The 24,457-nt window shown below is 56.4% G+C and carries 23 protein-coding genes, 1 tRNA gene and 1 pseudogene; 11 read left to right on the forward strand and 14 right to left on the reverse strand.

Features of this window, described 5'->3' with window-relative positions:
- Positions 1-56: 56 nt before the first annotated feature.
- From argF to NE584_RS13870, 10 genes are all read right to left on the reverse strand, one after another.
- Positions 57-980 carry an ornithine carbamoyltransferase gene (gene argF, locus NE584_RS13825; protein ID WP_050623506.1) on the reverse strand — a complete coding sequence of 308 codons (924 nt, stop codon included), beginning with the start codon at positions 978-980 and terminating at the stop codon, positions 57-59.
- A 65-nt stretch (positions 981-1,045) separates the two neighbouring features.
- Positions 1,046-2,224, reverse strand: a complete 1,179-nt coding sequence (locus tag NE584_RS13830; protein WP_256183050.1) for an acetylornithine/succinylornithine family transaminase — start codon at positions 2,222-2,224, stop codon at positions 1,046-1,048.
- Between the two features lie 27 nt (positions 2,225-2,251).
- Positions 2,252-3,109 carry an acetylglutamate kinase gene (gene argB / locus NE584_RS13835; protein WP_050623508.1) on the reverse strand — a complete coding sequence of 286 codons (858 nt, stop codon included), beginning with the start codon at positions 3,107-3,109 and terminating at the stop codon, positions 2,252-2,254.
- Positions 3,110-3,201: 92 nt separating this feature from the next.
- Positions 3,202-4,422 (reverse strand): bifunctional glutamate N-acetyltransferase/amino-acid acetyltransferase ArgJ, encoded by a 1,221-nt coding sequence (argJ, locus tag NE584_RS13840; RefSeq protein ID WP_050623509.1) that lies wholly within the window; start codon positions 4,420-4,422, stop codon positions 3,202-3,204.
- Positions 4,423-4,562: 140 nt separating this feature from the next.
- Entirely contained in the window at positions 4,563-5,504 is a 942-nt protein-coding gene (argC, locus tag NE584_RS13845) for an N-acetyl-gamma-glutamyl-phosphate reductase (RefSeq protein ID WP_108980581.1), read from the reverse strand.
- A 120-nt stretch (positions 5,505-5,624) separates the two neighbouring features.
- Entirely contained in the window at positions 5,625-7,004 is a 1,380-nt protein-coding gene (gene argH, locus NE584_RS13850) for an argininosuccinate lyase (RefSeq protein ID WP_108980582.1), read from the reverse strand.
- A gap of 133 nt (positions 7,005-7,137) precedes the next feature.
- Complete coding sequence (locus NE584_RS13855; RefSeq protein WP_050623512.1) at positions 7,138-8,355, reverse strand: argininosuccinate synthase; 1,218 nt, start codon at positions 8,353-8,355, stop codon at positions 7,138-7,140.
- A 247-nt stretch (positions 8,356-8,602) separates the two neighbouring features.
- Entirely contained in the window at positions 8,603-9,238 is a 636-nt protein-coding gene (locus NE584_RS13860) for an orotate phosphoribosyltransferase (RefSeq protein ID WP_256183051.1), read from the reverse strand.
- 186 nt (positions 9,239-9,424) lie between these two features.
- Entirely contained in the window at positions 9,425-9,940 is a 516-nt protein-coding gene (locus NE584_RS13865; RefSeq protein ID WP_108980583.1) for a DUF4358 domain-containing protein, read from the reverse strand.
- Positions 9,941-10,091: 151 nt separating this feature from the next.
- The gene (locus tag NE584_RS13870; RefSeq protein ID WP_108980584.1) at positions 10,092-10,847 is read right to left on the reverse strand and encodes a phosphoenolpyruvate-utilizing N-terminal domain-containing protein; all 756 of its coding nucleotides are present in this window, start codon (positions 10,845-10,847) and stop codon (positions 10,092-10,094) included.
- A 416-nt stretch (positions 10,848-11,263) separates the two neighbouring features.
- Between NE584_RS13870 and NE584_RS13875 the strand changes: the two genes are divergently transcribed.
- A tRNA-Ala gene (locus NE584_RS13875) sits at positions 11,264-11,339 on the forward strand.
- Between the two features lie 116 nt (positions 11,340-11,455).
- Here the strand turns inward: NE584_RS13875 and NE584_RS19895 are convergent.
- From NE584_RS19895 to NE584_RS13885, 3 genes and pseudogenes are all read right to left on the reverse strand, one after another.
- Positions 11,456-11,773: pseudogene (locus NE584_RS19895) on the reverse strand (helix-turn-helix domain-containing protein); the annotation flags it as partial.
- Positions 11,774-11,823: 50 nt separating this feature from the next.
- Positions 11,824-12,213 carry a helix-turn-helix domain-containing protein gene (locus NE584_RS13880; RefSeq protein WP_108980585.1) on the reverse strand — a complete coding sequence of 130 codons (390 nt, stop codon included), beginning with the start codon at positions 12,211-12,213 and terminating at the stop codon, positions 11,824-11,826.
- A gap of 260 nt (positions 12,214-12,473) precedes the next feature.
- The gene (locus tag NE584_RS13885) at positions 12,474-12,731 is read right to left on the reverse strand and encodes a helix-turn-helix transcriptional regulator (RefSeq protein ID WP_108980586.1); all 258 of its coding nucleotides are present in this window, start codon (positions 12,729-12,731) and stop codon (positions 12,474-12,476) included.
- Positions 12,732-12,850: 119 nt separating this feature from the next.
- On the opposite strand from NE584_RS13885, the gene NE584_RS13890 reads away from it, so the two are divergent.
- From NE584_RS13890 to NE584_RS13935, 10 genes are all read left to right on the forward strand, one after another.
- Positions 12,851-13,966 carry a hypothetical protein gene (locus tag NE584_RS13890; protein ID WP_108980587.1) on the forward strand — a complete coding sequence of 372 codons (1,116 nt, stop codon included), beginning with the start codon at positions 12,851-12,853 and terminating at the stop codon, positions 13,964-13,966.
- A 1-nt stretch (position 13,967) separates the two neighbouring features.
- Positions 13,968-14,213, forward strand: a complete 246-nt coding sequence (locus NE584_RS13895; protein ID WP_108980588.1) for an AbrB/MazE/SpoVT family DNA-binding domain-containing protein — start codon at positions 13,968-13,970, stop codon at positions 14,211-14,213.
- Positions 14,214-14,298: 85 nt separating this feature from the next.
- Complete coding sequence (locus NE584_RS13900; RefSeq protein ID WP_108980589.1) at positions 14,299-15,228, forward strand: LysR family transcriptional regulator; 930 nt, start codon at positions 14,299-14,301, stop codon at positions 15,226-15,228.
- Positions 15,229-15,429: 201 nt separating this feature from the next.
- Positions 15,430-16,740, forward strand: a complete 1,311-nt coding sequence (locus NE584_RS13905) for an SLC13 family permease (protein WP_108980590.1) — start codon at positions 15,430-15,432, stop codon at positions 16,738-16,740.
- 99 nt (positions 16,741-16,839) lie between these two features.
- Positions 16,840-17,580: an SDR family NAD(P)-dependent oxidoreductase gene (locus NE584_RS13910; protein ID WP_108980591.1), complete on the forward strand. Its 741-nt coding sequence runs from the start codon at positions 16,840-16,842 to the stop codon at positions 17,578-17,580.
- A gap of 11 nt (positions 17,581-17,591) precedes the next feature.
- The gene (locus NE584_RS13915) at positions 17,592-18,389 is read left to right on the forward strand and encodes an SDR family NAD(P)-dependent oxidoreductase (protein ID WP_157954714.1); all 798 of its coding nucleotides are present in this window, start codon (positions 17,592-17,594) and stop codon (positions 18,387-18,389) included.
- Between the two features lie 14 nt (positions 18,390-18,403).
- Complete coding sequence (locus NE584_RS13920; protein ID WP_108980593.1) at positions 18,404-19,126, forward strand: SDR family NAD(P)-dependent oxidoreductase; 723 nt, start codon at positions 18,404-18,406, stop codon at positions 19,124-19,126.
- Positions 19,127-19,143: 17 nt separating this feature from the next.
- Positions 19,144-19,959 (forward strand): SDR family NAD(P)-dependent oxidoreductase, encoded by an 816-nt coding sequence (locus tag NE584_RS13925; protein WP_256183052.1) that lies wholly within the window; start codon positions 19,144-19,146, stop codon positions 19,957-19,959.
- Positions 19,960-19,987: 28 nt separating this feature from the next.
- Complete coding sequence (locus NE584_RS13930) at positions 19,988-20,836, forward strand: sugar phosphate isomerase/epimerase (protein WP_108980595.1); 849 nt, start codon at positions 19,988-19,990, stop codon at positions 20,834-20,836.
- 187 nt (positions 20,837-21,023) lie between these two features.
- Positions 21,024-22,427, forward strand: coding sequence for an MATE family efflux transporter (locus tag NE584_RS13935; protein WP_170116217.1), 1,404 nt, complete (start codon positions 21,024-21,026; stop codon positions 22,425-22,427).
- A 288-nt stretch (positions 22,428-22,715) separates the two neighbouring features.
- Here the strand turns inward: NE584_RS13935 and NE584_RS13940 are convergent, their stop codons facing one another.
- Complete coding sequence (locus tag NE584_RS13940) at positions 22,716-24,443, reverse strand: phospho-sugar mutase (protein WP_108980597.1); 1,728 nt, start codon at positions 24,441-24,443, stop codon at positions 22,716-22,718.
- Positions 24,444-24,457: the final 14 nt, after the last annotated feature.

A 24,457-nucleotide genomic window follows, 5' to 3' on the forward strand; every position in this document is an offset into this window, starting at 1 on the left:
TTTTCCGACAGGCGGGCCGCCCCGGAACGTTGTCCCGGGGCGGCCCTCTGTCTGATTTATTTGGCGTCGGGGCACATCAGCAGGTACATGACGGCCTTCTGGGCGTGGAGGCGGTTTTCCGCCTCGTCAAAGATCTCCTGGGCGTGGGCCTCAAAGACCTCCGCCGTGATCTCCTCCCCACGGTGGGCGGGCAGGCAGTGCTGTACCATACACCCCGGGTTGGTGAGGGTCATAAGGCGGTCGTTGACCTGATAGCCGGCAAAGGCGGCGGCCCGGACGGCACGCTCCTCCTCCTGGCCCATGGAGGCCCACACGTCAGTAAAGACCACGTCGGCCCCGGCGGCCGCCTCCTGGGGGGTGCGGACCAGGGAGAATTTGAAGTCCGGCTGGCTGGCGGCAAATGCGAGCACCTGGGGGTCAGGGTCGTAGCCGGCGGGGCAGGCCACCGATACCTCCATGCCGCACTTCAGGCCGCCCACGATGAGGGAGTTGGCCATGTTGTTGCCATCCCCGATGTAGCACAGCTTCAATCCCTCCAGGGTGGCCTTGTGCTCCCGGACGGTCATCAGGTCGGCCAGCACCTGGCAGGGGTGACAGAAGTCGGTCAGGCCGTTGATGACGGGGATGTGGGAGTGACTGGCCAGGGATTCCACCTCCTCTTGATGGAAGGTGCGGATCATGATGCCGTCGCAGTAGCGGGCCAGGACCCGGGCGGTGTCCTCGATGGGCTCGCCCCGGCCGATCTGGCTCTCCTTGCCGGACAGGAACAGAGCGTGTCCGCCCAGCTGGTACATTCCAGTCTCAAAGGAGACCCTGGTCCGGGTGGAGTTCTTCTCAAAAATCATGGCCAGAGTCTTGCCCCGGAGATAGTCGTGGACCAGACCGTGCTTCTGGCTGTATTTCAGCTGGTCAGCGGTGTTGAGGATCTTGATGATGTCCTCCTTGGACAGATCCAGCAGCTTGAGTAAGTCTTTCTGCATGATAAAAACCCCCGATGTTCAGAGTGAGGATGACAGAGGGAGCGGGCCTGCCCTCCGCGCTGAAGTTAAGAAAGCGCTGCTTTCATGATGGCCAGGCCCTTGTCCATCTCCTCCTGGGTGATGACCAGGGGGGGGAGCAGGCGCAGGCCGGGGCCGGCGGTGAGGACCAGCAGGCCGCTCTGGATCAGCTTGGCGGCCAGCTCCTTGTTGGTGCGCTCCCCCTTCACGTCGATGCCGATCATCAGGCCCATGCCCCGGGTGGCGCCCAGGCATGGCAGGTCCAGGGCCTCAATGCGGCTGCGGAGATATGCCCCCTTCTCCTGGACGGACTGGAACATGGCGTCGTCCATCCGGTCCAGCACGTAGCAGGCTGCGGCCGCGGAGATGGGGTTGCCCCCGAAGGTGGTGCCGTGGGTGCCGGTGGTGAAGACATTGCGGCACTTCTCTCCCGCCATCACGCCGCCGAAGGGCAGGCCGCCGGCGATGCCTTTGGCGAAGGAGACTGCGTCAGGCTGGATGCCGTACTGCTGGAAGGCAAAGAGAGAGCCGGTGCGGCCCACGCCGGTCTGCACCTCGTCGATGAGGAGCAGCCAGTCCCGCTTGGCGCACAGGTCGGCCACCTTCTGCACAAACTCCCGGTCCAGGGGGAGCACGCCGCCCTCGCCCTGGATGAGCTCGAACATGACGGCGCACACATCGTGTCCGGCCATGGCTTCCACGCTGTCGAAGTCGTTGGCGTCGGCGTGGCGGAAGCCCTCGGTAAAGGGGAAGAAATAGTTGTGGAACACGTCCTGCCCAGTGGCGGAGAGGGTGGTGATGGTGCGGCCGTGGAAGGACTTGTGGAGGGTGATGATGGTCCCCCGTCCCTTGCCGTACTTGTCAAAGGAGTACTTGCGGGCCAGCTTGATCAGGCCCTCGTTGCTCTCCGCGCCGGAGTTGGCGAAGAACACGTTGGACATGCCCGCTTTCCGGCACAGCTTCTCCGCGGCCTTCACATAGGGCTCAGCGTAGAACAGGTTGGAGATGTGTCCCAGCTTGCCTGCCTGCTCGGTGATGGCGTTCACCCAGCCCTCGTCGGCGTAGCCCAGGGAGCACACGCCGATGCCGGAGGTGAAGTCGATGTATTCCCGGCCCTGGGTGTCCCAGAGGGTGGCGCCCCTGCCGTGGTCTACGGCCACGTCGAAGCGGCCGTAGGACTGCATCACGTACTGATGGTCCAGTGCTTTGATCTCTTCAAAGGTCATAACGATTCTCCTTCCGGCGCTCCTGGTTCAGTTGACCAGCATGGTGCCGATGCCCTCGTTGGAGAGCAGCTCGATGAGGATGGAATGGGGGACGCGGCCGTCCAGGATGATGGCGGACTTGACGCCAGAGCGGACCGCCTCCACGCAGCAGTCCACCTTGGGGATCATGCCGCCGGAGATGACCCCCTCCCGGACAAGGGCGGGGACTTGGGAGAGCTGGAGCTCCGGGATCAGGGTACGCTCATCCTTCGGGTCCCGCAGCAGCCCCCGCACATCGGTGAGCAGGATCAGCTTCTCCGCCCCCAGTGCCACCGCCAGCTTGGCGGCCGCCGTGTCGGCGTTGATGTTGTAGGAGGTCTCCGCATCCGTCCCCAGGGCCACGGTGGACACTACGGGGATGTAGTTGTTGTCCAGCGCGTCGTTGACCGGGGTGGGGTCTACCTTGGTGATCTCCCCCACCAGGCCGAATCTCTCGTCCAGAAGACGGGCCTGGAACAGCGCGCCGTCCAGGCCGCACAGGCCCAGGGCCCGGCCGCCCAGGCGGTTCAGGGTGGCCACCAGATTCTTGTTCACCCGGCCGCACAGCACCTGCTGTACCACATCCATGGTCTCCTCATCGGTGTAGCGCAGGCCGTCCACAAATCGGGACTCCTTGCCCGTCTTTTTCAGCATCTCGCTGATCTCAGGTCCGCCGCCGTGGACAACCACCACCCGCAGCCCCACCAGGTGGAGCAGGATGATGTCGGAGATCACGGCCTGCCGCAGCTCGTCGGAGATCATGGCGTTGCCGCCGTACTTGACCACAATGGTCTTGCCATAATATTTCTGGATATAGGGCAGCGCCTCGGCCAGCACCTGGGCGCGGTCCACTTCATTGAAGGACATGCGTATTCCCCCTCAAACAGTAAAATATGGGGAGGGAGGAGCCGGAGCACATGGCGGCGCTCCCCGTGCCTCCCTTCCCTCTGGGCCAGGGATCAGGTGCGATAGTCTCCATTGATCTTCACGTAGTCATAGGTGAGGTCACAGCCCCAGCACTCGGCAGCCTCGTCCCCCTCGTGCAAGTCCACAAGGATGACCACTTCCTTCTCGCTGAGAATGCGCTTGGCGGCGTCCTCGTCAAAGGGCAGGCCGTCCCCCTGCCGGCAGACCGGGACGGAACCCGCCTGGGACTGGAAGGTGACGTCCACATGCTCGGGGCGGAAGGGGGCCTTGGAGTAGCCCATGGCGCACAGCACCCGCCCCCAGTTAGCATCGGAACCGAACATGGCGGCCTTCACCAGGGAGGAGCCGACCACCGCCTTGGCCAGGCGCTCGGCGCTCTCCTCACTGCGGGCGCCGGTCATCCTGCAGGTGACCAGCTTGCTGGCCCCCTCGCCGTCCCCGGCAATGGAGCGGGCCAGCTGGCGGCAGAGCTCCTCCAGGGCGGCCAGGAAGGCGGAGTAGTCCTCGTCCTTCCACTCGATGAGGGGGTTGCCGGCCATACCGTTGGCCAGGGCCAGACACATGTCGTTGGTGGAGGTGTCCCCGTCCACCGTTACCCGGTTGAAGGTGCGGGCCACTACCTCCCGCAGAGCGTCCTCCAGCATCTCGTGGGTGATGGCACAGTCGGTGGTGATGAAGCAGAGCATGGTGCCCATGTTGGGGTGGATCATACCGGAGCCCTTGGCGATGGCACCCAGGGTGACCTCTTTTCCACCCAGGGTGAGGGAGAAGGCCAGCTCCTTCTTCACCGTGTCGGTGGTCATGATGGCCCGGGCCGCATCCTCGGAGCCCTCCGGGCCCAGCTTGGCCGCCAGGGCGGGCATCCCGGCCTGGATGGCGGTGATGTTGATGGTCTGGCCGATGACGCCTGTAGAGGCCACGGCAAAATCCTCGGGGGCCCGGCCGGTGGCCTGGGCGGCGGCCAGACACATGGCCTGGGCGTTCTCGTGGCTCATGGGACAGCAGGCGTTGGCGTTGCCGCTGTTTGCTACCACGCCCCAGGCTACCCCGTTCTCCAGGTGGTCCATGGTGACGTACAGGGGGGCCGCCTTCACCCGGTTGAGGGTATAGGTGGCAGCGGCGGTACACTCCTTCTCAGAGAGGATCAGGGCGAGGTCGTTTTTATCCGGGCTGCTGCTGGCCTTGACGCCGCAGTGGACGCCGGCGGCCACGAAGCCCTTTGCGGCGCAGACGCCGCCAGATACCTGTTTCATAGCTGTACAGACTTCCTTTCCAGCAAAGTGCCCCAGAAGGGGGAAGGGAAATTCTCAGTTCCATTAAACCGCCGGTCCGGGGCTTTCGTCAAGTCCCGGACCAGAAATTTCAGAAAAAAGAGGGAGAATGGCCGCCTATTTCAGCTCAGGCTCAGCCCTTCGGTCTCCTCAAAGCCCAGCATCAGATTCATGTTCTGCACCGCGGCGCCGCTGGCACCCTTGCCCAGATTGTCGAAGAGGGCCGTCACCGTCAGCTGGCCGTCGTTGCCCGCCACGGTGAGGGTCAGGTCATCGTCCCCGGCCTTGCCCGCGCCATAGAGCTTGCCGTCGGCTCCCTCAGGGGCCACGCGGACCAGCTTCTGCCCGGCGTAGTAGTCGGAGAGGGCCTTCCACACGTCGTGGAGGCTGCTCACACCCCGCAGCTGAGACAGGTGCAGGGGTACGGTGGTGGCCATACCCTTGTAATAGTCGTCCACAATGGGGCTGAACACCGGCGGACAGCTGAGGCCGCAGCGGACCTGCATCTCCGGCAGGTGCTTGTGGCTCTGGGTGATGCCATAGATGGCGGGGCTGCTCAAAAGGTCCTCCCGCCCCTCTGCCTCATACTGGGCAATCATCTTCTTCCCGCCGCCGGAATAGCCGGTGAGGGAGAAGCAGCTGAGAGGCGTGTCGGCGGGCAGGATGCCCATGCCCACCAGGGGATAGACAATGCTGATGAACCCGGTGGCGTGGCAGCCGGGGTTCGAGACCCGCATGCTCTCGCAGATCTGCGCCCGGTGGAGCTTGGACAGCTCCGCAAAGCCGTAGGCCCAGCCGGGGGCGGTGCGGTGGGCGGTGGAGGCGTCGATCACCTTGGTGTTCCCGTTCTCAATAAGGGAGACCGCCTCCACGGCGGCAGCGTCGGGCAGGCACAGAAAGACCAGGTCAGCGGCGTTGAGGAACTTGCGCCGCTCCTCGGTGTCCTTCCGCTTGTCCTCGTCAATGAGCAGCAGCTCCAGATCGTCCCGGCCGCCCAGCCGTTCATAGATCTGCAGGCCTGTGGTGCCCTCCTTGCCGTCAATATAGATCTTGGGTTTGTTCATAAGGACCACCTGATTTTTGAAAGATAAGTTCCGATCGTCTGTGTGTCCTGCCCCGCGGGAGAGGGGAGCACAAAAAGGCCCCCGCCAGGAACACAAAAGGAAATGGGGGAGGAATAGAAGTCAGCTCCGCTGCGCAAGGAATCCCTCGATATTGGAGATCTGCTTCTCCACGCTCTCCCGGGCGGGACCGCCGTAGACGCTCCGGCCGTTGACGCAGGTCTTTAACTCCAGGGCCTTGTACACATCCTCGTCAAACAGTCCGGAGATGGCCCGGAAGTCCTTCAGGGTCAAGGTGTCCAGGGTGTCCCCGGTCTTGATGCACAGGTTGACCAGACGGCCCACGATCATATAGGCCTCCCGGAAGGGCAGGCCCTTCTTGACCAGGTAGTCGGCGCAGTCGGTGGCGTTGATGAAGCCGCCGGCCGCCGCCTTGGCCATGTTTTTGGGGCGCACCGTCAGGGTGTCCACCATGGCGGCGAAGACGGGCAGGCACAGCTCCACCGTGTCCACGGCGTCGAACAGGGCCTCCTTGTCCTCCTGCATGTCCTTGTTGTAGGCCAGGGGCAGGCCCTTCATCATGGTCAGCAGGGTGACCAGATCGCCGTACACCCGGCCCGTCTTGCCCCGGACCAGCTCGGCCACGTCAGGGTTCTTCTTCTGGGGCATGATGGAGGAGCCGGTGGAGTAGGCGTCGTCCAGGTCCACGAACTTGAACTCCCAGGAGCACCAGAGGATGATCTCCTCGGAGAACCGGGACAGATGCATCATCAGGATGGACAGGGCGGAGAGCAGTTCGATCACATAGTCCCGGTCAGAGACGGAATCCATGGAGTTGTCGGTGGGCTTTTTGAAGCCCAGGGCCTGGGCGGTGGCGAAGCGGTCCACCGGATAGGTGGAGGTAGCCAGGGCGCCCGCGCCCAGGGGGCACTCGTCCAGCCGCTCCAGACAGTCCTCCAGCCGGGTCACGTCCCGCTTGAACATGTTGGCGTAGGCCATCATGTAGTGGGCGAAGGTGGTAGGCTGGGCCCGCTGGAGGTGGGTGTAGCCGGGCATCACGGTGTCCAGATGGGCCTTGGCCTTCTTCACCAGGACCCGCTCCAGATCCAGCACCTTGCCGATAAGGACGGGAATCTCCTCCTTCACATACAGACGGGTGTCCACCGCCACCTGGTCATTTCGGCTGCGGGCGGTGTGGAGACGCTTGCCCGCATCGCCGATGCGCTGGGTGAGCATGGCTTCGATGTTCATGTGGATGTCCTCGTTGTCCAGGGAGAACTCCACACCATCCCCTTCGATCTCGGAGAGGATGGTCTTGAGACCGTTGATGATCTTCTCCGCCTCGTGCTCCTCGATGATGCCCTGCCGGCCCAGCATGGCGGCGTGCGCCATGGAGCCCTGGATGTCCTGCTTATACAGCCGGGCGTCGAACCCGATGGAGGAGTTGAAGTCGTTTACTAAGGTGTCGGTCTCTTTCTGAAACCGGCCGGCCCAAAGTTTCATATTGAATCGCTCCTTAATTAGGAATGAGGAATTAGGAATTAGAAATTGAGGGGTCCGGCGAAGCCAGACGGCTTGAATTTCATTCGCCGCAGGCGAATCCGTTTATTCCTCATTCCTAATTCCTAATTGAAATTTATTTCAGCTTTCCCTGCTCCCGCAGCGCCTGGACGGTATCGGGCAGGCCCCACAGATTGATGAAGCCAGTCGCATCGTCCTGGTTGTAGTCGCTCTCCTCGAAGGTGACTAGGTTCTCGGAGTACAGGCTCTCGGGGGAGGTGACGGAGGCGGTGATGATATTGCCCTTGTACAGCTTCAGCTTCACCTGTCCGGTGACATGCTTCTGGGTGTCCACGGCGAAGGCGGTGAGGGCCTCCCGCAGGGGGGTGAACCACTTGCCGTTGTACACCAGGTCGGCAAAGTCCACCGCCAGCTTCTGCTTCATGTGCTTGGTGTCCTTATCAATGGTGATCATCTCCAGCACCTCGTGGGCCCGGTAGAGAATGGTGCCGCCGGGGGTCTCGTACACGCCGCGGTCCTTCATGCCCACCAGCCGGTTTTCCACGATGTCCAGCAGACCGATGCCGTTCTCGCCGCCCAGCTGGTTCAGCTTGCGGATGATATCGCTGGCTTTCATCTTCTCGCCGTCCACGGCCACAGGCCAGCCCTTCTCAAAATCCAGGGTCACATAGGTGGCCTGGTCGGGGGCCATGGCGGGGGAGACGCCCATCTCCAGGAAGCCGGGCTTGTCGTACTGGGGCTCGTTGGCCGGGTCTTCCAGGTCCAGACCCTCATGGCTCAGGTGCCACAGGTTCTTGTCCTTGGAGTAGTTGGTCTCCCGGCTGATCTTCAGGGGCACATTGTGGGACTCGGCATAGTCGATCTCCTCGTCGCGGCCCTTGATGTCCCACTCACGCCAGGGGGCGATGATCTTCATCTCGGGGGCGAAGCGCTTGATGGCCAGCTCAAAGCGCACCTGGTCGTTGCCCTTGCCGGTGCAGCCGTGGCAGATCGCGTCGGCACCCTCCGCCTTGGCGATCTCTACCAGCCGCTTGGCGATGATGGGACGGGCGAAGGCGGTGCCCAGCAGATAGTCCTCATACTTGGCTCCCATCATCATGGAGGGGATGATGACGTCATCTACCATCTCATCTGTCAGGTCCTCCACGTACAGCTTGGAGGCGCCGGTCTTGATGGCCTTCTCCTCCAGACCGTCCAGCTCGGTCCCCTGTCCCACATCGCCGGAGACAGCGATGATCTCGGGGTCACCGTAATTCTCTTTCAGCCAGGGGATGATGATGGATGTATCCAGGCCGCCGGAATAGGCCAGTACCACTTTTTTGATTTGAGACATAGTTCATTTCCTCCCGATTATGGGCGGGCGTGGGGCCGGATCAGGGCCGCCGCAGCTCCGCATCATTCAATGTTAAGGGAAGTCTACCACCGTTTAAAGCAAAAAGCAAGTGCTGAATCGTATGATTATCCAGAAACGACAAAAAATATTCCGTTTACTTTCACCAAAAATGAATATTATGCAAAGAAAAATGAATAAATAGGTATAAAAATCGTGCATCCGGGGGATGCACGATAGCAAGCGTGGGTCACAGCATGGACAGGCCGAAACTGTTGGCCAGGGCATCGATCTTCTGGCCGGCCCGGCACATGGGGCACTCCTTGGGGGAGCTGGAGATATATCCGGCGATGTCGTCAGGGGAGAAAAGACTGTACACCGGGATGCCGTCCACCTGTTCCAGCATGCTGAAGATGGCGGCAATGCCCTGGACCTTGCCGCCGTAATACTGGACACACTCCAGGGTGCGCCGGGCGCTCTTGCCGGAGTTGACGGTGGAGATCAGGATCAGCACCTCCCGCCCCACGATCATGGGGGTCAGGTTGTCCCGGAAGATCAGCTGCCCGTTGGAGTCATACTCCGGGGTGACTACGTTAATGTTTTTGTTGCTGTTGACGGAAAAGACTTCCTTTTTGGCCAGGTGGCGGGCGAGGAACGCGCCGATGACCTCGCTCCCGTCCAGACATACGATGGTGTCCACCCCCTTGTCATAGGCGTAGTTCTGGGCCAGGGTCATGGCAGCTTCCCGGGCCATGGTGAACTCGTGCTTCATGCGGGTGATGTCGATGTAGTGGCTGTTGTGGGAGTGCCGGGTGGCAAAATGCCCCTGGAAGACCGACACCTCAAGCTGGGGGTTGAATCTCGATGTAAGCTGGATCGCGTTCATATTCTTACCTCCCGTCTTGTGAAAAGTGTTTGGTATATCCGCTTTTAATATAACACTGATTGGAGAATATTACAACAGAAAAAAGAGGCATGAGGGAGATCCAGAGCAGATCAAAAGCTGCGGCCCCGCCTTCCGGCGGGGCCGCAGAAAATTTGTCGAAAGCTTGCCCGCAGAAAAGAGCGCGGGTCAGCCGGCCTGAAGGGAATCAATGATGGAGTCAAAGACCGTATCCTGGTCCTCACACATCACCATGACCACGGTCCCGTCCTCCAGCGTCTCCAAGCGGGCGTTCTTGGCGACCTCATACTGGTCAGGCAGATACATCTGGAAATTCTGCTGCTGCTGGTCGATAAAGCCCTGAAGGCCCTCTTTCACTGTGTCCTCGCTGTCCTGTGCGGGCTTGATGACGGCAATGCCGTAGGCCTTGACGTTCATCAGTGACACGCTGATGGCAAAGGACTCCATATCCTCGGTGGTGACCCCTAGGAGCTGGAAAGTCATATCCGCCGTGTCGTCATCCGCGGAGCTGAGGATGCTGTTGTATTCGTTGTCCTCCTCGCTGCGGGCATCGGTGATGGCAGTGACGAAGCGCTGGGTGCGCTCCTCAGGGGTCAAGCTGTCTGTCTCACCGGTGCCGCCGCCGGAGCAGGCGGTGAGGGCCAGCAGAGAAAGGGCAAGGATCAGAGTAAAGATTCGTTTCATTTGGGTTCTCCTTATTATGATATTTGAGATTTTTGAGGGAAGTTCCTCTGTACACTCTTTTGGACGACAGGAATTAAGAAAAGTTCCCAGCAAAAAAATATTATTTTGCAAAGAAGAGCCTTCGGACGACCGGAGCGGTCCGAAGGCTCTGTTATAACTGATTCGGTGTGGAGAGGCGGATGCTTGGATCAGGAGGGCCCAGACGGGAGAGGATGTCAGGGGTAGGGTCCACATACAGCTTCTGCGCTCCTCCATCTAGAAGGGCAGTGTGGCCTTCCAGGGAAGCTGAGAGATCGAGCTTCACCAGGGCGGGGATGGAGAGGGCTCGGGACAGGGCAGCGGCGTGGCTCTGTACACTGCCGCGCATAGCAATAAAGCCCAAAATACAGGAGCGGTCGAGGGTGATGATCTGGCTGGGAGCAAATTCTGTGCTCACCAGGATAGAAGGAGAGAAAGAGACGGGGGGCACAGTGCCGCGGCCGGTGAGGATACGGAGCATTCGATCGGAGATGGCCCGGACATCAGAGGCGCGGGCCTGCATATAGGGGCTGTCCATCTGCTCAAAGAGGGATACCAGGTGATCCATAGCAGTCTTAGAGGCATGCTCAGCTGTACAGCCGCAGGAAAATATCATGGAGTAGACAGTGTCCTGATAGTCTTGGTCATCCAGGAGCATGGCGTGGATGGCAAAAATGGTGGCCAGCTTTTCCCCCACCATCTGGACAGCTTGGTCATAGAGCTGGGCCAGCTCCAGTACTGCCTGGCGGTGAGCCGTGGAGAAGCGCTCCCACTCCTCTTCTGGCGGGAGGGGAGAATGAGCAGATATCGTCGGCGGTGCGGGCGTAAGGAAATGAAGAGGGCCGAAAACGACATCAGATGAAATTGACTGTCCGGAGAAGATCTGCATGGTTGTTCACCTCTACCCGGCGGGAAGAGCTATCCGCCGGCCGCATGTGGAAAGGAAAACGGCAGAATTGTTTTATATTCATTATAAGCGTACAGCGGGAATTTGCCTATTGGACAAACTGAATAATTATATGAGAACTTCCCGCGGAGGGAATCATTGGGAATTTACAAATGCTGGGGTATAAATTTGAATTCCAGTCATCCCCAAAACAGGATGGGAAAGAGGATAAAAAAATTTGCGGTAAGGGCTTTACATTTTTAATAAATCTGGTATAATAAAAACCTGTCTAAAGGCTGCCCCCTGCTGTGAAGGGCAGGATGGTCCCATCAACGGCCTGTCATAAAAACGTGTTTCTTTTGAAGACCGGCATATAAAACAAAGCAAAGTGCTTCAAATTATATAAGATAACTAAATATGGGCCTATAGCTCAGCTGGGAGAGCGTACGGTTCGCATCCGTAAGGTCGTCGGTTCGATCCCGATTAGGTCCACCATTTTTAAGGAAAATCACCGCCAATTTGGCGGTGATTTTTCGTTTGACCATAATTTTACCACAGACAAATTTCTGTTTTGACCACTTGAAGGATACTCCCTTTGAAAAGAATTGACCCAGACTGATTCCAAAAGTGTTGCAAAGAGTTTCCAGGGTAGGGATGCTAGGTATGGAACCGCGATGAAATATATTTGAAATTGTAGACATGGACAATTTGGATTCTTTTGCTAGGCGGTATTCGGACCATCCACGGCTGTTCATAAGCTCACGGAGTCGAAGAATAGTATCCAAAGATATCACCTCCTGGCCACAACTATTTTGACCTTCAAATAAGATATAAAATAAAACTATAAAGAGCTGCAATATAATACTCAAATGAGATATAATAAAAAAAGACAACAGAACTCTTGATAGGATGCAAAAAGTGTATCCCATTAGAGGGATACACTCAGTTTACATGGTGGGAAACTATATTGAATCATGGCCTACTTTATTTCCGGTCCCAAATAAGAAATATCCCGTTCTTTTGCTCTTATATAGTGGATACCATTGATATACTCTTTTAACAATCGCTCGGCACTATGCAACAACGGCTCATCAACAGATTCCAGAAGAGCGGTTATCGACTTAATATCGGAAGGCCCATGGATACCCCTTAATAAATAATCCGTTGTGGTACATAGGGCATCCGCTAACTTACATAAAGTTACATTTGAAACGCCCCGTCTGCCAAGTTCAATTTCAACTAAAAAATAATCGGAAATATCAAGCAATTCAGCTAAGTCTTTTCGAGATAAATTGAGTGCTTCACGCAGCTCTTTTACCCGCTGGCCCAGTTCAAGGTTTAATTCCATGTTTTGTCCTTTGTCAGCCAAAACAATCGTCCTTTCTTTTGTGTGGGGGTGGCAATTTATTTCCTCTTTGGTCTAAAATTTTTAGCACGGAATTCGCTTGTACTATAAGTACTATATTGTTTAAAGAATATCCCAAGGTAAGTAATTCGTATATTTTCTATATGTACTTGAAAAAATGTACCAATAGATTAAAATGTATGTTATACTAAGGGAAAATATAAAAGTGTATCCTCTCGTTAAGAGGATACACTCAACTCAAGGTGCAGGACACTACATAATTTTTAAGAATCACCTTCGTCTTCAAATGAAAAGTCATTCAACTCAGGAAAGTCAACCAATTCGGCCAGAGTAAATCCAAACGCCAAGGCAATTTTATGGAGCGTTTTGATTTTCGGGTTATATGTCTTGCGGTTGACTAGATTATCAATCGTCGAATGGCTCACACCACTCATAATGGACAGTTGATATATAGAAATATCCCGTTGCTTACACAGTGATAGAATTCTGTTGACAATGATCTCAGAATAGTCGTCTTTCATAATGAACTACCTTGCTATCTTTAGGATATGCCATTGAATTTGACTTATCCATGATAGCAATAAAATTTGCCCACTATGCCCGTGCACGGGCACAGGGAGATAAAAAGAAGTGAGTGAGAATGAAAGTTTGCACTTTCTTAGGCGACCCCTTCCGTATATATGATGAGGTCACGCAGCGGATTGAGGAGGCCCTGGAGGAGATCCTGGCCGCTCACGGGGAAATGGAGCTGTATTTCCCCGGGTGGTTTGGTGAATTTCCGAGGGCCTGCGCGGCGGCCGCCCTGCGGGTCAAGGGGCGGCATCCAGACAGGATTGTCACCCTGACTCTGGCGGTCAGCGCCCAATGGCAGGAGGAACCAGCGGCCTGCTGCGTTTTTGACCGGATCATCCGTATCCCGGTGCTGGAGAACAGCCCCGATATGGGCCGTCACAGGCTGCTCCAGGCTATCCTACGCCGGTGCGACTGCCTGATCTCCTATGTGTACCTGGAGCTGCGGGGGGAAGAGGCGCAGATCCTCTCCTCCGTCCGGCGCCGGAGGAGACTGACTGTGCTGGACGTCACCGACCCGGACACCGCCGCCTATCTGAAAGAGCACATCCGGGCCCTGCCGCGGGAAGAGCGGCTGGTTTTCCAGGCCGGGGACCGTGTGCAGCGCCGGGCGGTTTCAGAAGAGCTCGGTATCTCCACAGCGTCCTTGTCCAAGATGGCGTACAAAACCCGGGTCGCCCTGCTGAAGCAGCTCATCGCCCGGTATGAGATGATGCGCCGGGAGGGGGCCCTCCCCCTGGTGGTGGGATTGATGCACCTGAAGGCGGGGCCGGACGTGGTGTTTGAAGTGATCGACCGTTTTCTCGCGTTGCTCCAAATGATCTGCTTCCGGCATAACGTCCGATTCCTGGTGGACGAGGCCACCTGCGCCCCGGTGTTCCCTGCCTTGCTGCGGTATCTGGCCCAGAACGGCAGAGGGGAAACGTGGATGGAGCTGGTCACGCCCAGGGGAGATGTGGAGCGGCGATACGCGGCGGCCTTCCATCAGGTAATCCATGGAGAGAGCCAGGCCGTAGCGGAGATAGCGGACGTCCTACTCTGCGGAGGGAGTATGGAGCGGACATCAGGCAGCTGTCTCAGCGCAGACAGGCATGTGGTACTGAATCTGGAAAACGCCCCGGAGGTGGTGAGTATCCCCACCTCCTGGCTGCGCGGCGCTGCCCCGAAGGGCAGAGGGGGAGAATGAAATGAAGGATGAGAGGGCGGAAGTCTATATCCGAGTGCTGGATGACAACCACCGAGTATGTATCCCTATCCAGGTGCGGCAGGAGATGGAAGTATCCCCCGGCTGTTCCATTGAATTTCTGGCGGATGGGGACAGGATCATACTGCGGAAATATGGACAGGAGGTGTCCAGCATCTTCTGGACGGTATGCGGGAAGTTTATGAATTTCAGGGGAAACCGGTCTGCTCCGCCTGCTGGAACTGGATGATCCGGTTCTATGGGCCATCATTGCAGCATAAATAGGGTACAAGCCTGTCTGGGCAGCAGAGGACAGCTTAAGGGAGGGATCTGCAATGACTATGAACCAAATGCAGTATTTTTCCACGGTCTGCCGTTACCACAATATTACGAAGGCGGCAAAGATCCTAATGATCTCTCAGCCGGGACTCTCCGCCCGCCTCTCAGAACTGGAGGCGGAGGTGGGAGTGAAGCTGCTGGAGCGCACCTCCAAGGGGGTATCCCCCACAGAGGAGGGAGCCCGGCTCTTAGCCCATGTTGAGGCTGTCCTGGGGCGGTATCGTCTGCTCCAGAACGACCTGCCGGCCATTGCCCAGGGCCGCAGCACAGTCCGGGTGGGCTTTCGCCCCTACTCCGGCGAGGCGGAGATGATCCAGCTGTGCCGGGATTTTCAGCAGTGTTTCCCGGAGACCAGAGTGGTGTTCAACGAGATGCGGAATGTGACCCCATCCCTGTTTTTGGATGAGGACCAATTTGACTTTCTGGCTACTACTATGCGCCTGCTCCCTCCGGACTGGCAGGAAAAATACGGGTACTGCGTACTGGGAGAGATGGAGGAGGTCAAGCTCTACTGTCATGCCATGAATCCGCTGGCCAAGCTGGGAGAGATCGGGCTGGCGGAGCTGGACCGCTGTCCCATCGCCTTTTGGGACGGGCACAGGGAGGTACTGGAACGGCTCAGGGCGGCGATGGACAGCAGGGGCTGTGTATTGAACCATGTAGCCACCCTGCCCCAGTTGTCCGGAATCGCCAATCTGATCTGCAACGACGCCGCGGTGGGGATGCTCAACGGGGACTTTGTGGACCATATCGGCATCATACACGGCTGCCGCCTCAAGCAGGAGCTCTCGTCCGTGTTCCTGAGCGGCGGTCCCATCCAGCTCTATCTGGTATGGAAAAGATCCTCGGAGCGGTATGAAAACATGAGAAAATTCATCGAGTTTGCCCGGAAGCGGTCCAGGCAGCAAAAATGGCCCATAGGCTGAGTCGCCATAACCTCAGCTTATGGGCCATTATTTATCGGTATTTGTGGTGCGTTCGTAGAAACGCTACAATAAACCCAACATATGTTAGAGCTCACTTGTGCAAGGAGACAAAGTGCGAGGCGGTGATAAACACACAGAGGTCAGAGTTGTCCCACTGAGTACCTTCCGAAAATCGAGAAAGAATGGGAGTGTGTCAGAACTATGACTGTTCAAATCGGTATCGTCCTTTTAACCTTTGTAATATTCGTCGTCCTGATCCTGAGTAATAAAGTGAAGATAGACCTGGCCGCCATGGCGATTCCTATTATTCTGGAGGTCACACAGATCCTGGACTTCGGGGAAGCATGGTCCGGCCTGGTGAACAACTCGGTCATTATGATGGCATCCATGTTCGTAGTGGGGGCCGCCGTGGGCAAGACCTCCCTGCTTGGCAAGATGACCGGCGTGCTGATCAAGCCAGGGGCCTCCGACCTGAAAATCATGATCGGGATTGCGATTCCGATCTTGTTCCTGGGCAACTTCGTTAACGGCGTCGCGACCCTGACCATCGTCATTCCCATGATTGTGGGCATCTGCGCGGAGCAGCAGCGCCCCATCAGCAAATTCATTTACCCAGCCTGCGTACTGGCCCACATCTGGCCTGGCTTCCTGCCCACAGGCGGCAATGCGGCGGGCTATCTGCAGTATAATACGATCCTTGAAAATCTAGGCGGTGTCGGAACCTTTGAGTTCTTCAGCATGATGATTAACAAGATCCCCATCGAGATCATCGTGATTCCCTTTGTCATCCTTGTCACGCTGAAAATGGCTCCGGATCTGGGTAACATCCCCAGCAAGGTGGAGGGAGCCGCCGCGAACCAGGCAGTTGCGGAAAACAAGGCCAAGGCATCCTCCACAACGATGACTCCGGCGCAGGAGAAATTCACGGTGTTTGTCTTTATCGCCTGTGTGGTGGGTATCGTCACCTGCGCCCTGACAGGGTTGAGCACATGGTACCCTGCCACCATCGCCGCCTTTGTCCTGACCGCCTCCGGAGCCATGAGTATCAAGGAATCCCGGGACGCCATGACGACGCCCGTAATCTGGATCACGGTAGGCACGCTGCCTCTGGCCACGGCGCTGAGCAAGACCGGCGCGGACCAGCTGATCGCAGAGGTGTTCCACCAGCTGACCGGGGACCTGCCGCCCATCGCGATCATGGTCTCCATGTACATCGTCTGCATGCTCTTGACCCAGTTTATGTCTAACCTGGCCGTGGGTAGCGCGTTCCGCACCCTTGCGGCGGTCATTGCAGTACAGTTTGGTTATGACGGCCGGGCCATGATGATGAGTGCACAGGAGGGTGCTTCCAACTGCTTCATGCTCCCTACCGCCACTCCTGCCATGATGATGGGATATGAGGCAGGCGGATATCGGATCAAAGACTTTGTCCGTATGGGCCTGCCCATCACGATCCTGATGACCATTATTTTCTCTATTTACACGCCCTATATGTTCCCGCTGATCCCCTGAGTGGGGGAAATCGATAGCCGGAATTCCATCCGGGATCGCAGCGAGGTCCCGGATGGATTCCGAGATACCGGCAGGCACCGGATTTTCAGGAGGTAATTTATGCGGTTTGAGAATCAAACAGCGGTGGTAGCTGCCTGCGGCTCTGACGCAGGGGCTGCTTGTGCTTTGAACTACTTACAGCAGGGCGCAAAGGTTGCGCTGTACTATGATGAGGAGGCCCGGCTCTGGCCATTTGACCAGATCAGCGAAGAAGAGAGATCCAGACTGCTCACCATCCAGATCAGCGACTTCCGGGACCATGAGGAGCTGAAACGGGCGGCGGACCAGGTGAAGGAGAAGTTTGGAACCTGTGATATCGTTGTGACCGCGGTCACCACCGTGCCCTCCAAGCCCGCCTACGACATGGATGAGGAGGAATATGACCGTGTCATGAAGACTATCACCAACGGGAGCCTCTATACGATCCAGCCGCTGATGCCCATGATGATCGAAAAAAACTACGGGCGCATCGTGTTGGTCTCCAGTATTGCCGGGCGCACAGCTATCCCCGGGGTCGCACCGGTCTACGCAGCCGCCAATGCGGCGCTGTGTGGGATGGCACGCAATATCGGGTGTACCATGGGAGTGCATTTTATCACTGGAAACGCGGTGGCGGTTACCGCATTGGAAGACGGCTCTTACCGGACCGGCGGCACGCCGGAGCCGCAGGGTATCCTCCCAGGGCATGAGCTGTGCCAGCTGAACGATGTGGCTGGGGCTGTGGAATATCTCACAGCGCCTCTGGCCTCTTGGACCACTGGTGAGACGTTGGACCTCAACGGCGGATATTTCATGGTATAGGAGGGGTGGTCTTGAAAAAGTTACAGGATAAAGTGGCGGTCTTTGTGGGCGGCGGCTCTGCGGTTGCCACCATTGCGCTGAAGCACTTTATGGACGAAGGGGCAAAGGTGCTCCTTGTGGATGTAGATGAGAAGTATTTTGACCGTAGCAGACAGCTGCGAGATGAATACCCGGAGCGAATCCGCACCTTTATCGGGGCGTGCACCTGCCAGGGAGATATGGAGCGTGCGATGGCATTCGCAGAGCAGGAGTTTGGCGGGATCGACATCCTGTGCAACTACGCCGGATTCCACGGAGGCGGCGACATTACGACGGTCCTGAGGGAACAGTGGCGGATCGCCATGGACGTGACCTGCCTGGGGATTTATCGGGCTGTGCGCGCTGCCTATCCCTATATGAAGAAACATCACTATGGGCGGATCATGAATTTCGCCTCCATAGGTGGTCGGGCCAACCGGGGCGTACCAGTCACCTATGCCGGGTTCAAAGCGGCGGCCATCGGCCTCACAAGGGCGTTGGCTCTGGAATTGGCAGCCGACGGCATTACCGTAAACAGTATGGCGCCTGCTTCACTGGACACTTCCGCCTTTGAACGCATCCCGGAAAAGGACTCGATCCCCATGCAGCCTCCAAAGGGGGCGTTGAAGGGAGGACCAGGAGCCACGAGAGGCGGCTCGTTCCTGCCAGACCGCCCGGTCGCGACCCTGGATGAGATCGCCCATGTCATCGTGTTTATGAGCAGCGACGATTCCGCCTTTTTGACCGGAGACTGTCTGGATGTCAACGGCGGACAGTTCATGCAGCCATAGAGGGGGGAAAATTTATGAGATTTCAAAATAAAATTGTGGTGATCGCCACGTCTGGCGGTTCTATTGGAATAGAATGTGCACGGATGCTGCAGGGTGAGGGAGCCAAAGTGGTGTTTCTCGTCTCAGACAAGTCTGAGACAGCGGGAATGGTGGAGTCTGATACCTGCAAGATCGTATCTGTGGATCGTTTCTATGACGAAGCGGAGATGGAGGTCAAAATACGGGATGCTCTGTCAGAGTTTGGAGCAGCGGATCTTGTGGTAACCTGCCTCGCCGCACAGCCGCCCGCATTTGTATGGAATGAGATACCGGAGGATGAGGCGCATAGATACTTTGATGAGATCATGACAGGTGTGCAGACTGTTCTGAAATACACAGTCCCCGCCATGATCGAGCAGGAGAGCGGAAGCGTTGTTGTGGTGGAGAGCATCTGCGGACGTACTGGAGTGAAGGGGGAGAATGTGATGAGTGCCGCCGCGCATGCGGGGCTTGGCGGACTGATCCGTAATATGGCTACGGTTTTTGGCAAGCATAGGATCACCGTAAACGGTGTAGCTGTGGGCCCAATCAAGGGAGAGTACGCCGAACCTGCGGTAGAGAAAAATGCGGGGCCTGTGCTGGGAGTGAAAGGAACTGGAGCGGATGTGGCCAATGCAGTGATGTACCTGGCTGATCCTGCGGTGTTCTGGAATACGGGCGAGATCATAGATCTCAATGGCGGCCGGTTTGCGATTTGAGGAAGGAGGGGAACATTTTGAATCGTTTGAACAACAAGGTAGCTGTGTTCATCGGAGGCGGCTCTTCCGTCGGCTCCGTGGCCTGCAAAACATTTTTGGAGGAGGGGGCTAATGTCGTCCTGGTGGATATTGACGAAAAATATTTTGAACGGACCGCCGAACTGAGAAATCAGTATGGTGAGGACCGGGTCGTGACATTTATTGGCGCCTGCACGGAACAGGCGGACATGGACGAAGCTATAAGGTTTGCGGTGAATCACTTCGGAGGCGTGGATATCCTTTTAAACCTGGCTGGCTTTCACGGAGCAGGCTGGGTGGACGCTATCCTGCCGGAGCAGTGGGACCGGGCGATGGATGTGACCTGTACAGGGGCATACCGGGCCGCCCTGGCTGCAATGCCCTATATGAAAGAGCAGCACGGCGGACATATTATCAACTTCACTTCATTGGGCGGACGGGGAAACCGGATGGTGGCGATCTCCTATGCCAGCTCAAAGGCCGCATGTACCGCCCTGACCAGGGCTCTGGCTATGGAGTTGGCACCCTATGGAATCAATGTGACTGCATATGCCCCTGGAACGCTGAATACAAAGCAGTTTGAGCGGATCGCAGAGAAAGGGTCCATTCCCTTCAAGATGCCACCGGGCGGTGTGCCGGGTATGCCAGGATACCAAGGACCTGACCTCTATAACGGCCAATCTGTGATCGTGGACCGGCCGGTAGCAAATCTGGATGAAGTGGCTGCGGCACTGGTCTATCTTGCCAGTGAAGAGTCCCGATATTTGACCGGAGACTGCTTGGACATGAACGGTGGAATTTTGATGGCGACCTAAACCCTTTTGTGAAAGGATATGTGGTGGTATGAAAAAATTATGGAAAGGTATGTTTATGACCCCGCATCTGTGGGAGAGCATCTATATGGCCCACCGGGCCGGATATGACGGATGCGGTGCCATGATCCTGCCCAGGGGAGGGAAAGGGCCGCTTCATGAGCTGCTTGCGGAACCTGGCCTGTGGAGTCGGGTGCAGACCGCCTTGGATGAGACAGGCCTGTTTTTGGACGGCATTGGAAATTGTATCATTGACGATCCGGCTAATGTTCATCCTTACGGCATGGGAATGTCTCCAGAACCGGATGATTTGCGAGACTATTTTGAATTTGCGGGAAAACACGAGCTGGGAGGGGTGCAGACCAGCGTCTGGACCACAAATCAGGACCTGGCAGTGGAGCGGTTTGACCACCTGTGCGCTGTTTGCGGAGAGTATGGACTGACCGTCAATTTGGAGTTTGTTGCCTGGGGGATATGCGACGATTTGCAGAAAGCTAAAGACCTTTTGAAAATGGTTGGGCGGTCAAATGCCCGGATTACTCTGGATATCATGCATCTGTATTATAGCAGCGTTACACCGGAAGAGATAGCCGCATGCCCTCCGGAGCTGTTCGGGGAATTTCATCTGTGTGATGTCCCACACATCACGTTCCCTGATGGTCACAGGGAACTGGCTGCCGAGGGACGCAGTTACCGCCTGTGGCCGGGTGAGAGCGGGCTCGACCTTACAAAGTGGCTGGAAGTGATCCCGGATACGGCGGTAATCATGCCGGAGATCCCCAACCAAGACCGAAACGCACTTTATGGCCAGTTTGAATATAACTGTCGTACTTTGGAGGAGTGCAAGCGCTATTACAGGGCTCATGGGATCAGCCTCTGAATGATAAGAGGCTGAGAAAAGGGGCGAGCAGAATGACAGATGCCTCAATGAAGCGGTAGTTTGGGCCGCCGCTTCATTGAGGCGTGATTGCTATTATGAAAGGTAAAGTTGTCCAAAGGGTATGGTGCAGTACATTTTGTGCACCTCCAAATGGAGTGTAGCACAGGAAAGAGATGATGAAAAGGATATGGAAGGACAGGAGGAGCAAAAGGAAAAAACTTCGAAAAGAAAAACGCTGATAAAGGACCTCACGGAGGGGAGCGTACCTAGAGAGCTGATGCTCTTTGCGCTGCCGCTTGCCCTCTCAGGTGTCCTTCAGGCGGTCTATAATATGGTAGATATGGTGGTTGTGGGGCGCTGTTTGGAAAGCGCAGGTGTGTCAGCGGTATCCATTGGCGGCGATCTGATGATGGTGCTGACCTTCGTAGCAATGGGATTTTCCAATGCAGCACAAGTGATCATTTCACAGTATGTCGGTGCAAACCACCCCGAAAAGGTTTCCAAAATGATTGGGACACTCTTTACCTTCTTGGGTGGGTGCGCAATTGCTATGACTGTGATATTTCTGCTGTTGCGTAACTCTATTCTTGTATGGGTCAAGACGCCGGCAGAATCCTGGGACTATACGATGGACTACGTTGTTACCTGTATGATAGGATTGGTCTTTATCTACGGTTATAACCTGGTCAGCGCCATTCTGCGCGGCATGGGGGATTCCAGACACCCGTTTTTATTTATTGCAATCGCCTCCGTCCTGAACGCGATTCTGGATGTTGTATTTGTGGTGTCCTGGGATATGGAGGTGTTTGGAGCAGCCTTGGCCACCGTGATCGGGCAGGCAGTCAGCTTTCTCTGTGCCTTGATGATCTTGTACCGGAGACGGGCGGAGTTCCTATTTGACTTTAGACCGAAAAGTTTCCGAATTACAAGAGACACATTGCTTCCACTGATCTCACTGGGGATCCCTATGTCAATTCAATCCGCTGCTGTCAGTATTTCCAGGGTGTATGTCAACTCTTGGGTCAACTCCTATGGGGTGATTGCCTCGGCAGTCTCCGGAATGGGACATAAACTGGAGATGTTCAACAACACCATTGTCCATGGTTTTACAACAGCGGGGTCCTCCATGGTGGCACAGTGCATTGGTGCAAAAAAATACAAGAGAGTCACCGAAGTGATCCTGACGCTCCTGGCGATCAATGGTGCTGCCAGCGGCGTATTTATCCTGTGTACGGTCTGCTGGCCTCGGGCGGTTTTTGGGATCTTCCTCAGCGAGCCGGAGGCGCTGGATATGGCGGTGACCTATGTGCCCGTGGCGGTGGTCTCCTTTATTGGCTCGATCATCCGGCCGTCCATGCTTTCACTGATTAACGGGTCTGGAAATTCCAGGTTGAACCTTGCTGTGGCACTGTTGGATGGAGTCATTGTCCGGATAGGGTTGGCGTTGCTGCTGGGCCTCTGCTTCCATCTGGGAGTTTACGGCTTCTGGTATGGCAATGCCTTTGCGGGCTGGGTGCCCTTCTTCGTTGGGACGATCTATTATTTCAGTGGCAGCTGGAAACGGAGTGGCCGGTTGCTTAGAAAAGACTGAGCATCGTGTCTGGAAAAGTGAAGAGAAGGCCCCATTTGAAAAAGCAGGCTGACCTGAGTTCAGGCCAGCTGCTTTCATAAAAAATTAAAATTAATAACTGCCTGAATTTATATTTTACAGACTTCCTTTTATCTCAAATTAAAATTAGCTGTGCATGTGAAAGAAATATCCTCTATATAGTTAGTCTTGCTTTGCGTTTAGCACTTACTCCAAATTGTAACCTATTCAAACTTTGTACTGGACAGAATCAATGGAATAGGAAGTGCCACACCCTATTTTCATAACGGCTCAGCGGGCAATTTCCAATCCGTTGATCCAGGACGCATACCGTTCCAGAAGCGCATCCCGTTTTTCAGGGGTATCGCCGCAGACCAGAATATAAAATTTGATTTTAGGTTCGGTACCAGAGGGCCGAACAACCAGTTCAGCACCGTCTTGTAGCACCAGCCGCAATACGTTGGAGGCTTGGGCGGGGGCAGAACGCTTTCGTTCCTTGCTCTGTTGGTCATCGGAGAGATAGTCCCGGACAGCAACCACCCGAGTTCCCAGGATCTGCTTCGGCGGCGCTTCCCGCAAGTGGGTCATAAAGTCAGCGATTTCCTTGGCTCCCGCCTGTCCAGTCCGGTAAAACTGCTCAGTCCGCTCACCGTACCAGCCGTATCGCGTATAGAGGGCTTGCAAGGCATCGTACAGAGAACAATTTTGCCCAGCGTACCACGCCGCCATCTCGCCAATCAGCATAGCGGTGGATACCCCGTCTTTATCTCTGACGTGGTGTCCAATCATGCAGCCGTAAGCCTCTTCGAAGGAAAAAATCACCTCGCCCGCCCCTGCCTGCTCCAGCTGTTCCATCCGCTGAGCAAGAAAGCGAAAGCCCGTAAAGGTATCATAGCACGCGATGCCGTTGTCTTGCGCTATGGCTCGGGCCATATCGGTTGTCACAATGGTTTTAAGGACAATTGCCTTTTGCGGCAGCCTGCCAGACCGTCTTTGGGCACCAATCAGGTAGTCAAGAAGGAGTACACCTGTCTGGTTGCCGGAGAGGGGGAGAAATTTCCCTGACGGTCCTCTCACCAGAAGGCCCACCCGGTCACAATCCGGGTCGGTTCCCAAAATCAGGTCCGCGTTTTCTCTGATGGCAAGTTCTGCTGCCCGGGCAAAGCTCTCCGGATATTCCGGATTGGGCGATTCCACTGTAGAAAAATCCCCATCCAACACCATTTGACTGGGTTCGCAGAGCAGTCTCTGCAACCCCGTCCGGCACAGGATTTCTGGTACCAGCTGGTATCCGCAGCCGTGGAGGGGCGTATACACGATTTTGACTTTCTCTTTATCAGCTTCCATCCCCGGCCAGACAGTGGACAGCTCCTCCACCGCTTTTAGATATGCCTCATCGCAGGACCGTCCCAGCAAACAAATCCGTCCCAGCTCAATCCCACGCTGAAGATCCATACGCTTTGGCCCAGCAAACACATCGATTTCTTCAAGCCGTGCGGAAACAGCCATCGCCGTCTCTGTCTGTAGCTGGGCCCCATCACACCAGTACGCTTTATATCCGTTGTATTCTTTGGGGTTGTGGCTGGCCGTGATATTGATGCCTGCCAGGCACCCATAGGCCCGCACGGCAAAGGAGAGCTCCGGAGTTGGGCGAGGGCCGTCAAAGAGATAAACCGTTATGCCATTGGCAGCCAGTACCTCTGCGGCCGCTTCGGCAAAACGCCGGCTGTTCTTACGCCCATCCATGCATACCGCGGCCTTTCGGTCCCCGGCCCAATCAGACTCGGCACAGATTACCTCGGCAAATCCCTGGGTCACCCACCGGACAACATGGACATTCATATGGTGTAGACCCACTTTCATCGTCCCGCGAAGTCCGGCGGTACCGAAAGCCAAAGGGGCGCAAAAACGCTCTCGCAGTTCCATCTTGTCCTTCTGAATGGCCCTCAGCTCTTCCTGTTCCTGTTGGGACAGGGCAGGCGCGTTCAACCACTGCTCGTAAGCTGTTTCCCAACACATTCCTTCTCTTCCTC

This window comes from Clostridium sp. DFI.5.61 (assembly GCF_024462915.1).
In the GTDB taxonomy this organism is placed as follows: domain Bacteria; phylum Bacillota; class Clostridia; order Oscillospirales; family Oscillospiraceae; genus Lawsonibacter; species Lawsonibacter asaccharolyticus.

What these genes read in the sequence shown, in the direction of transcription:
- NE584_RS13870 (WP_108980584.1), bottom strand. Translation starts at nt 10,847, where the DNA reads ATGCAGATCTTCTCCGGACAGTCAATTTCATCTGATGTCGTTTTCGGC.
- NE584_RS13905 (WP_108980590.1), top strand. Translation starts at nt 15,430, where the DNA reads ATGACTGTTCAAATCGGTATCGTCCTTTTAACCTTTGTAATATTCGTC.
- NE584_RS13935 (WP_170116217.1), top strand. Translation starts at nt 21,024, where the DNA reads ATGGAAGGACAGGAGGAGCAAAAGGAAAAAACTTCGAAAAGAAAAACG.
- NE584_RS13940 (WP_108980597.1), bottom strand. Translation starts at nt 24,443, where the DNA reads ATGTGTTGGGAAACAGCTTACGAGCAGTGGTTGAACGCGCCTGCCCTG.
- NE584_RS13830 (WP_256183050.1), bottom strand. Translation starts at nt 2,224, where the DNA reads ATGACCTTTGAAGAGATCAAAGCACTGGACCATCAGTACGTGATGCAG.
- argF (WP_050623506.1), bottom strand. Translation starts at nt 980, where the DNA reads ATGCAGAAAGACTTACTCAAGCTGCTGGATCTGTCCAAGGAGGACATC.
- argJ (WP_050623509.1), bottom strand. Translation starts at nt 4,422, where the DNA reads ATGAAACAGGTATCTGGCGGCGTCTGCGCCGCAAAGGGCTTCGTGGCC.
- NE584_RS13860 (WP_256183051.1), bottom strand. Translation starts at nt 9,238, where the DNA reads ATGAACGCGATCCAGCTTACATCGAGATTCAACCCCCAGCTTGAGGTG.
- NE584_RS13855 (WP_050623512.1), bottom strand. Translation starts at nt 8,355, where the DNA reads ATGTCTCAAATCAAAAAAGTGGTACTGGCCTATTCCGGCGGCCTGGAT.
- argH (WP_108980582.1), bottom strand. Translation starts at nt 7,004, where the DNA reads ATGAAACTTTGGGCCGGCCGGTTTCAGAAAGAGACCGACACCTTAGTA.
- NE584_RS13895 (WP_108980588.1), top strand. Translation starts at nt 13,968, where the DNA reads ATGAAGGATGAGAGGGCGGAAGTCTATATCCGAGTGCTGGATGACAAC.
- NE584_RS13885 (WP_108980586.1), bottom strand. Translation starts at nt 12,731, where the DNA reads ATGAAAGACGACTATTCTGAGATCATTGTCAACAGAATTCTATCACTG.
- NE584_RS13890 (WP_108980587.1), top strand. Translation starts at nt 12,851, where the DNA reads ATGAAAGTTTGCACTTTCTTAGGCGACCCCTTCCGTATATATGATGAG.
- NE584_RS13865 (WP_108980583.1), bottom strand. Translation starts at nt 9,940, where the DNA reads ATGAAACGAATCTTTACTCTGATCCTTGCCCTTTCTCTGCTGGCCCTC.
- argC (WP_108980581.1), bottom strand. Translation starts at nt 5,504, where the DNA reads ATGAACAAACCCAAGATCTATATTGACGGCAAGGAGGGCACCACAGGC.
- NE584_RS13930 (WP_108980595.1), top strand. Translation starts at nt 19,988, where the DNA reads ATGAAAAAATTATGGAAAGGTATGTTTATGACCCCGCATCTGTGGGAG.
- argB (WP_050623508.1), bottom strand. Translation starts at nt 3,109, where the DNA reads ATGTCCTTCAATGAAGTGGACCGCGCCCAGGTGCTGGCCGAGGCGCTG.
- NE584_RS13920 (WP_108980593.1), top strand. Translation starts at nt 18,404, where the DNA reads ATGAGATTTCAAAATAAAATTGTGGTGATCGCCACGTCTGGCGGTTCT.
- NE584_RS13900 (WP_108980589.1), top strand. Translation starts at nt 14,299, where the DNA reads ATGACTATGAACCAAATGCAGTATTTTTCCACGGTCTGCCGTTACCAC.
- NE584_RS13910 (WP_108980591.1), top strand. Translation starts at nt 16,840, where the DNA reads ATGCGGTTTGAGAATCAAACAGCGGTGGTAGCTGCCTGCGGCTCTGAC.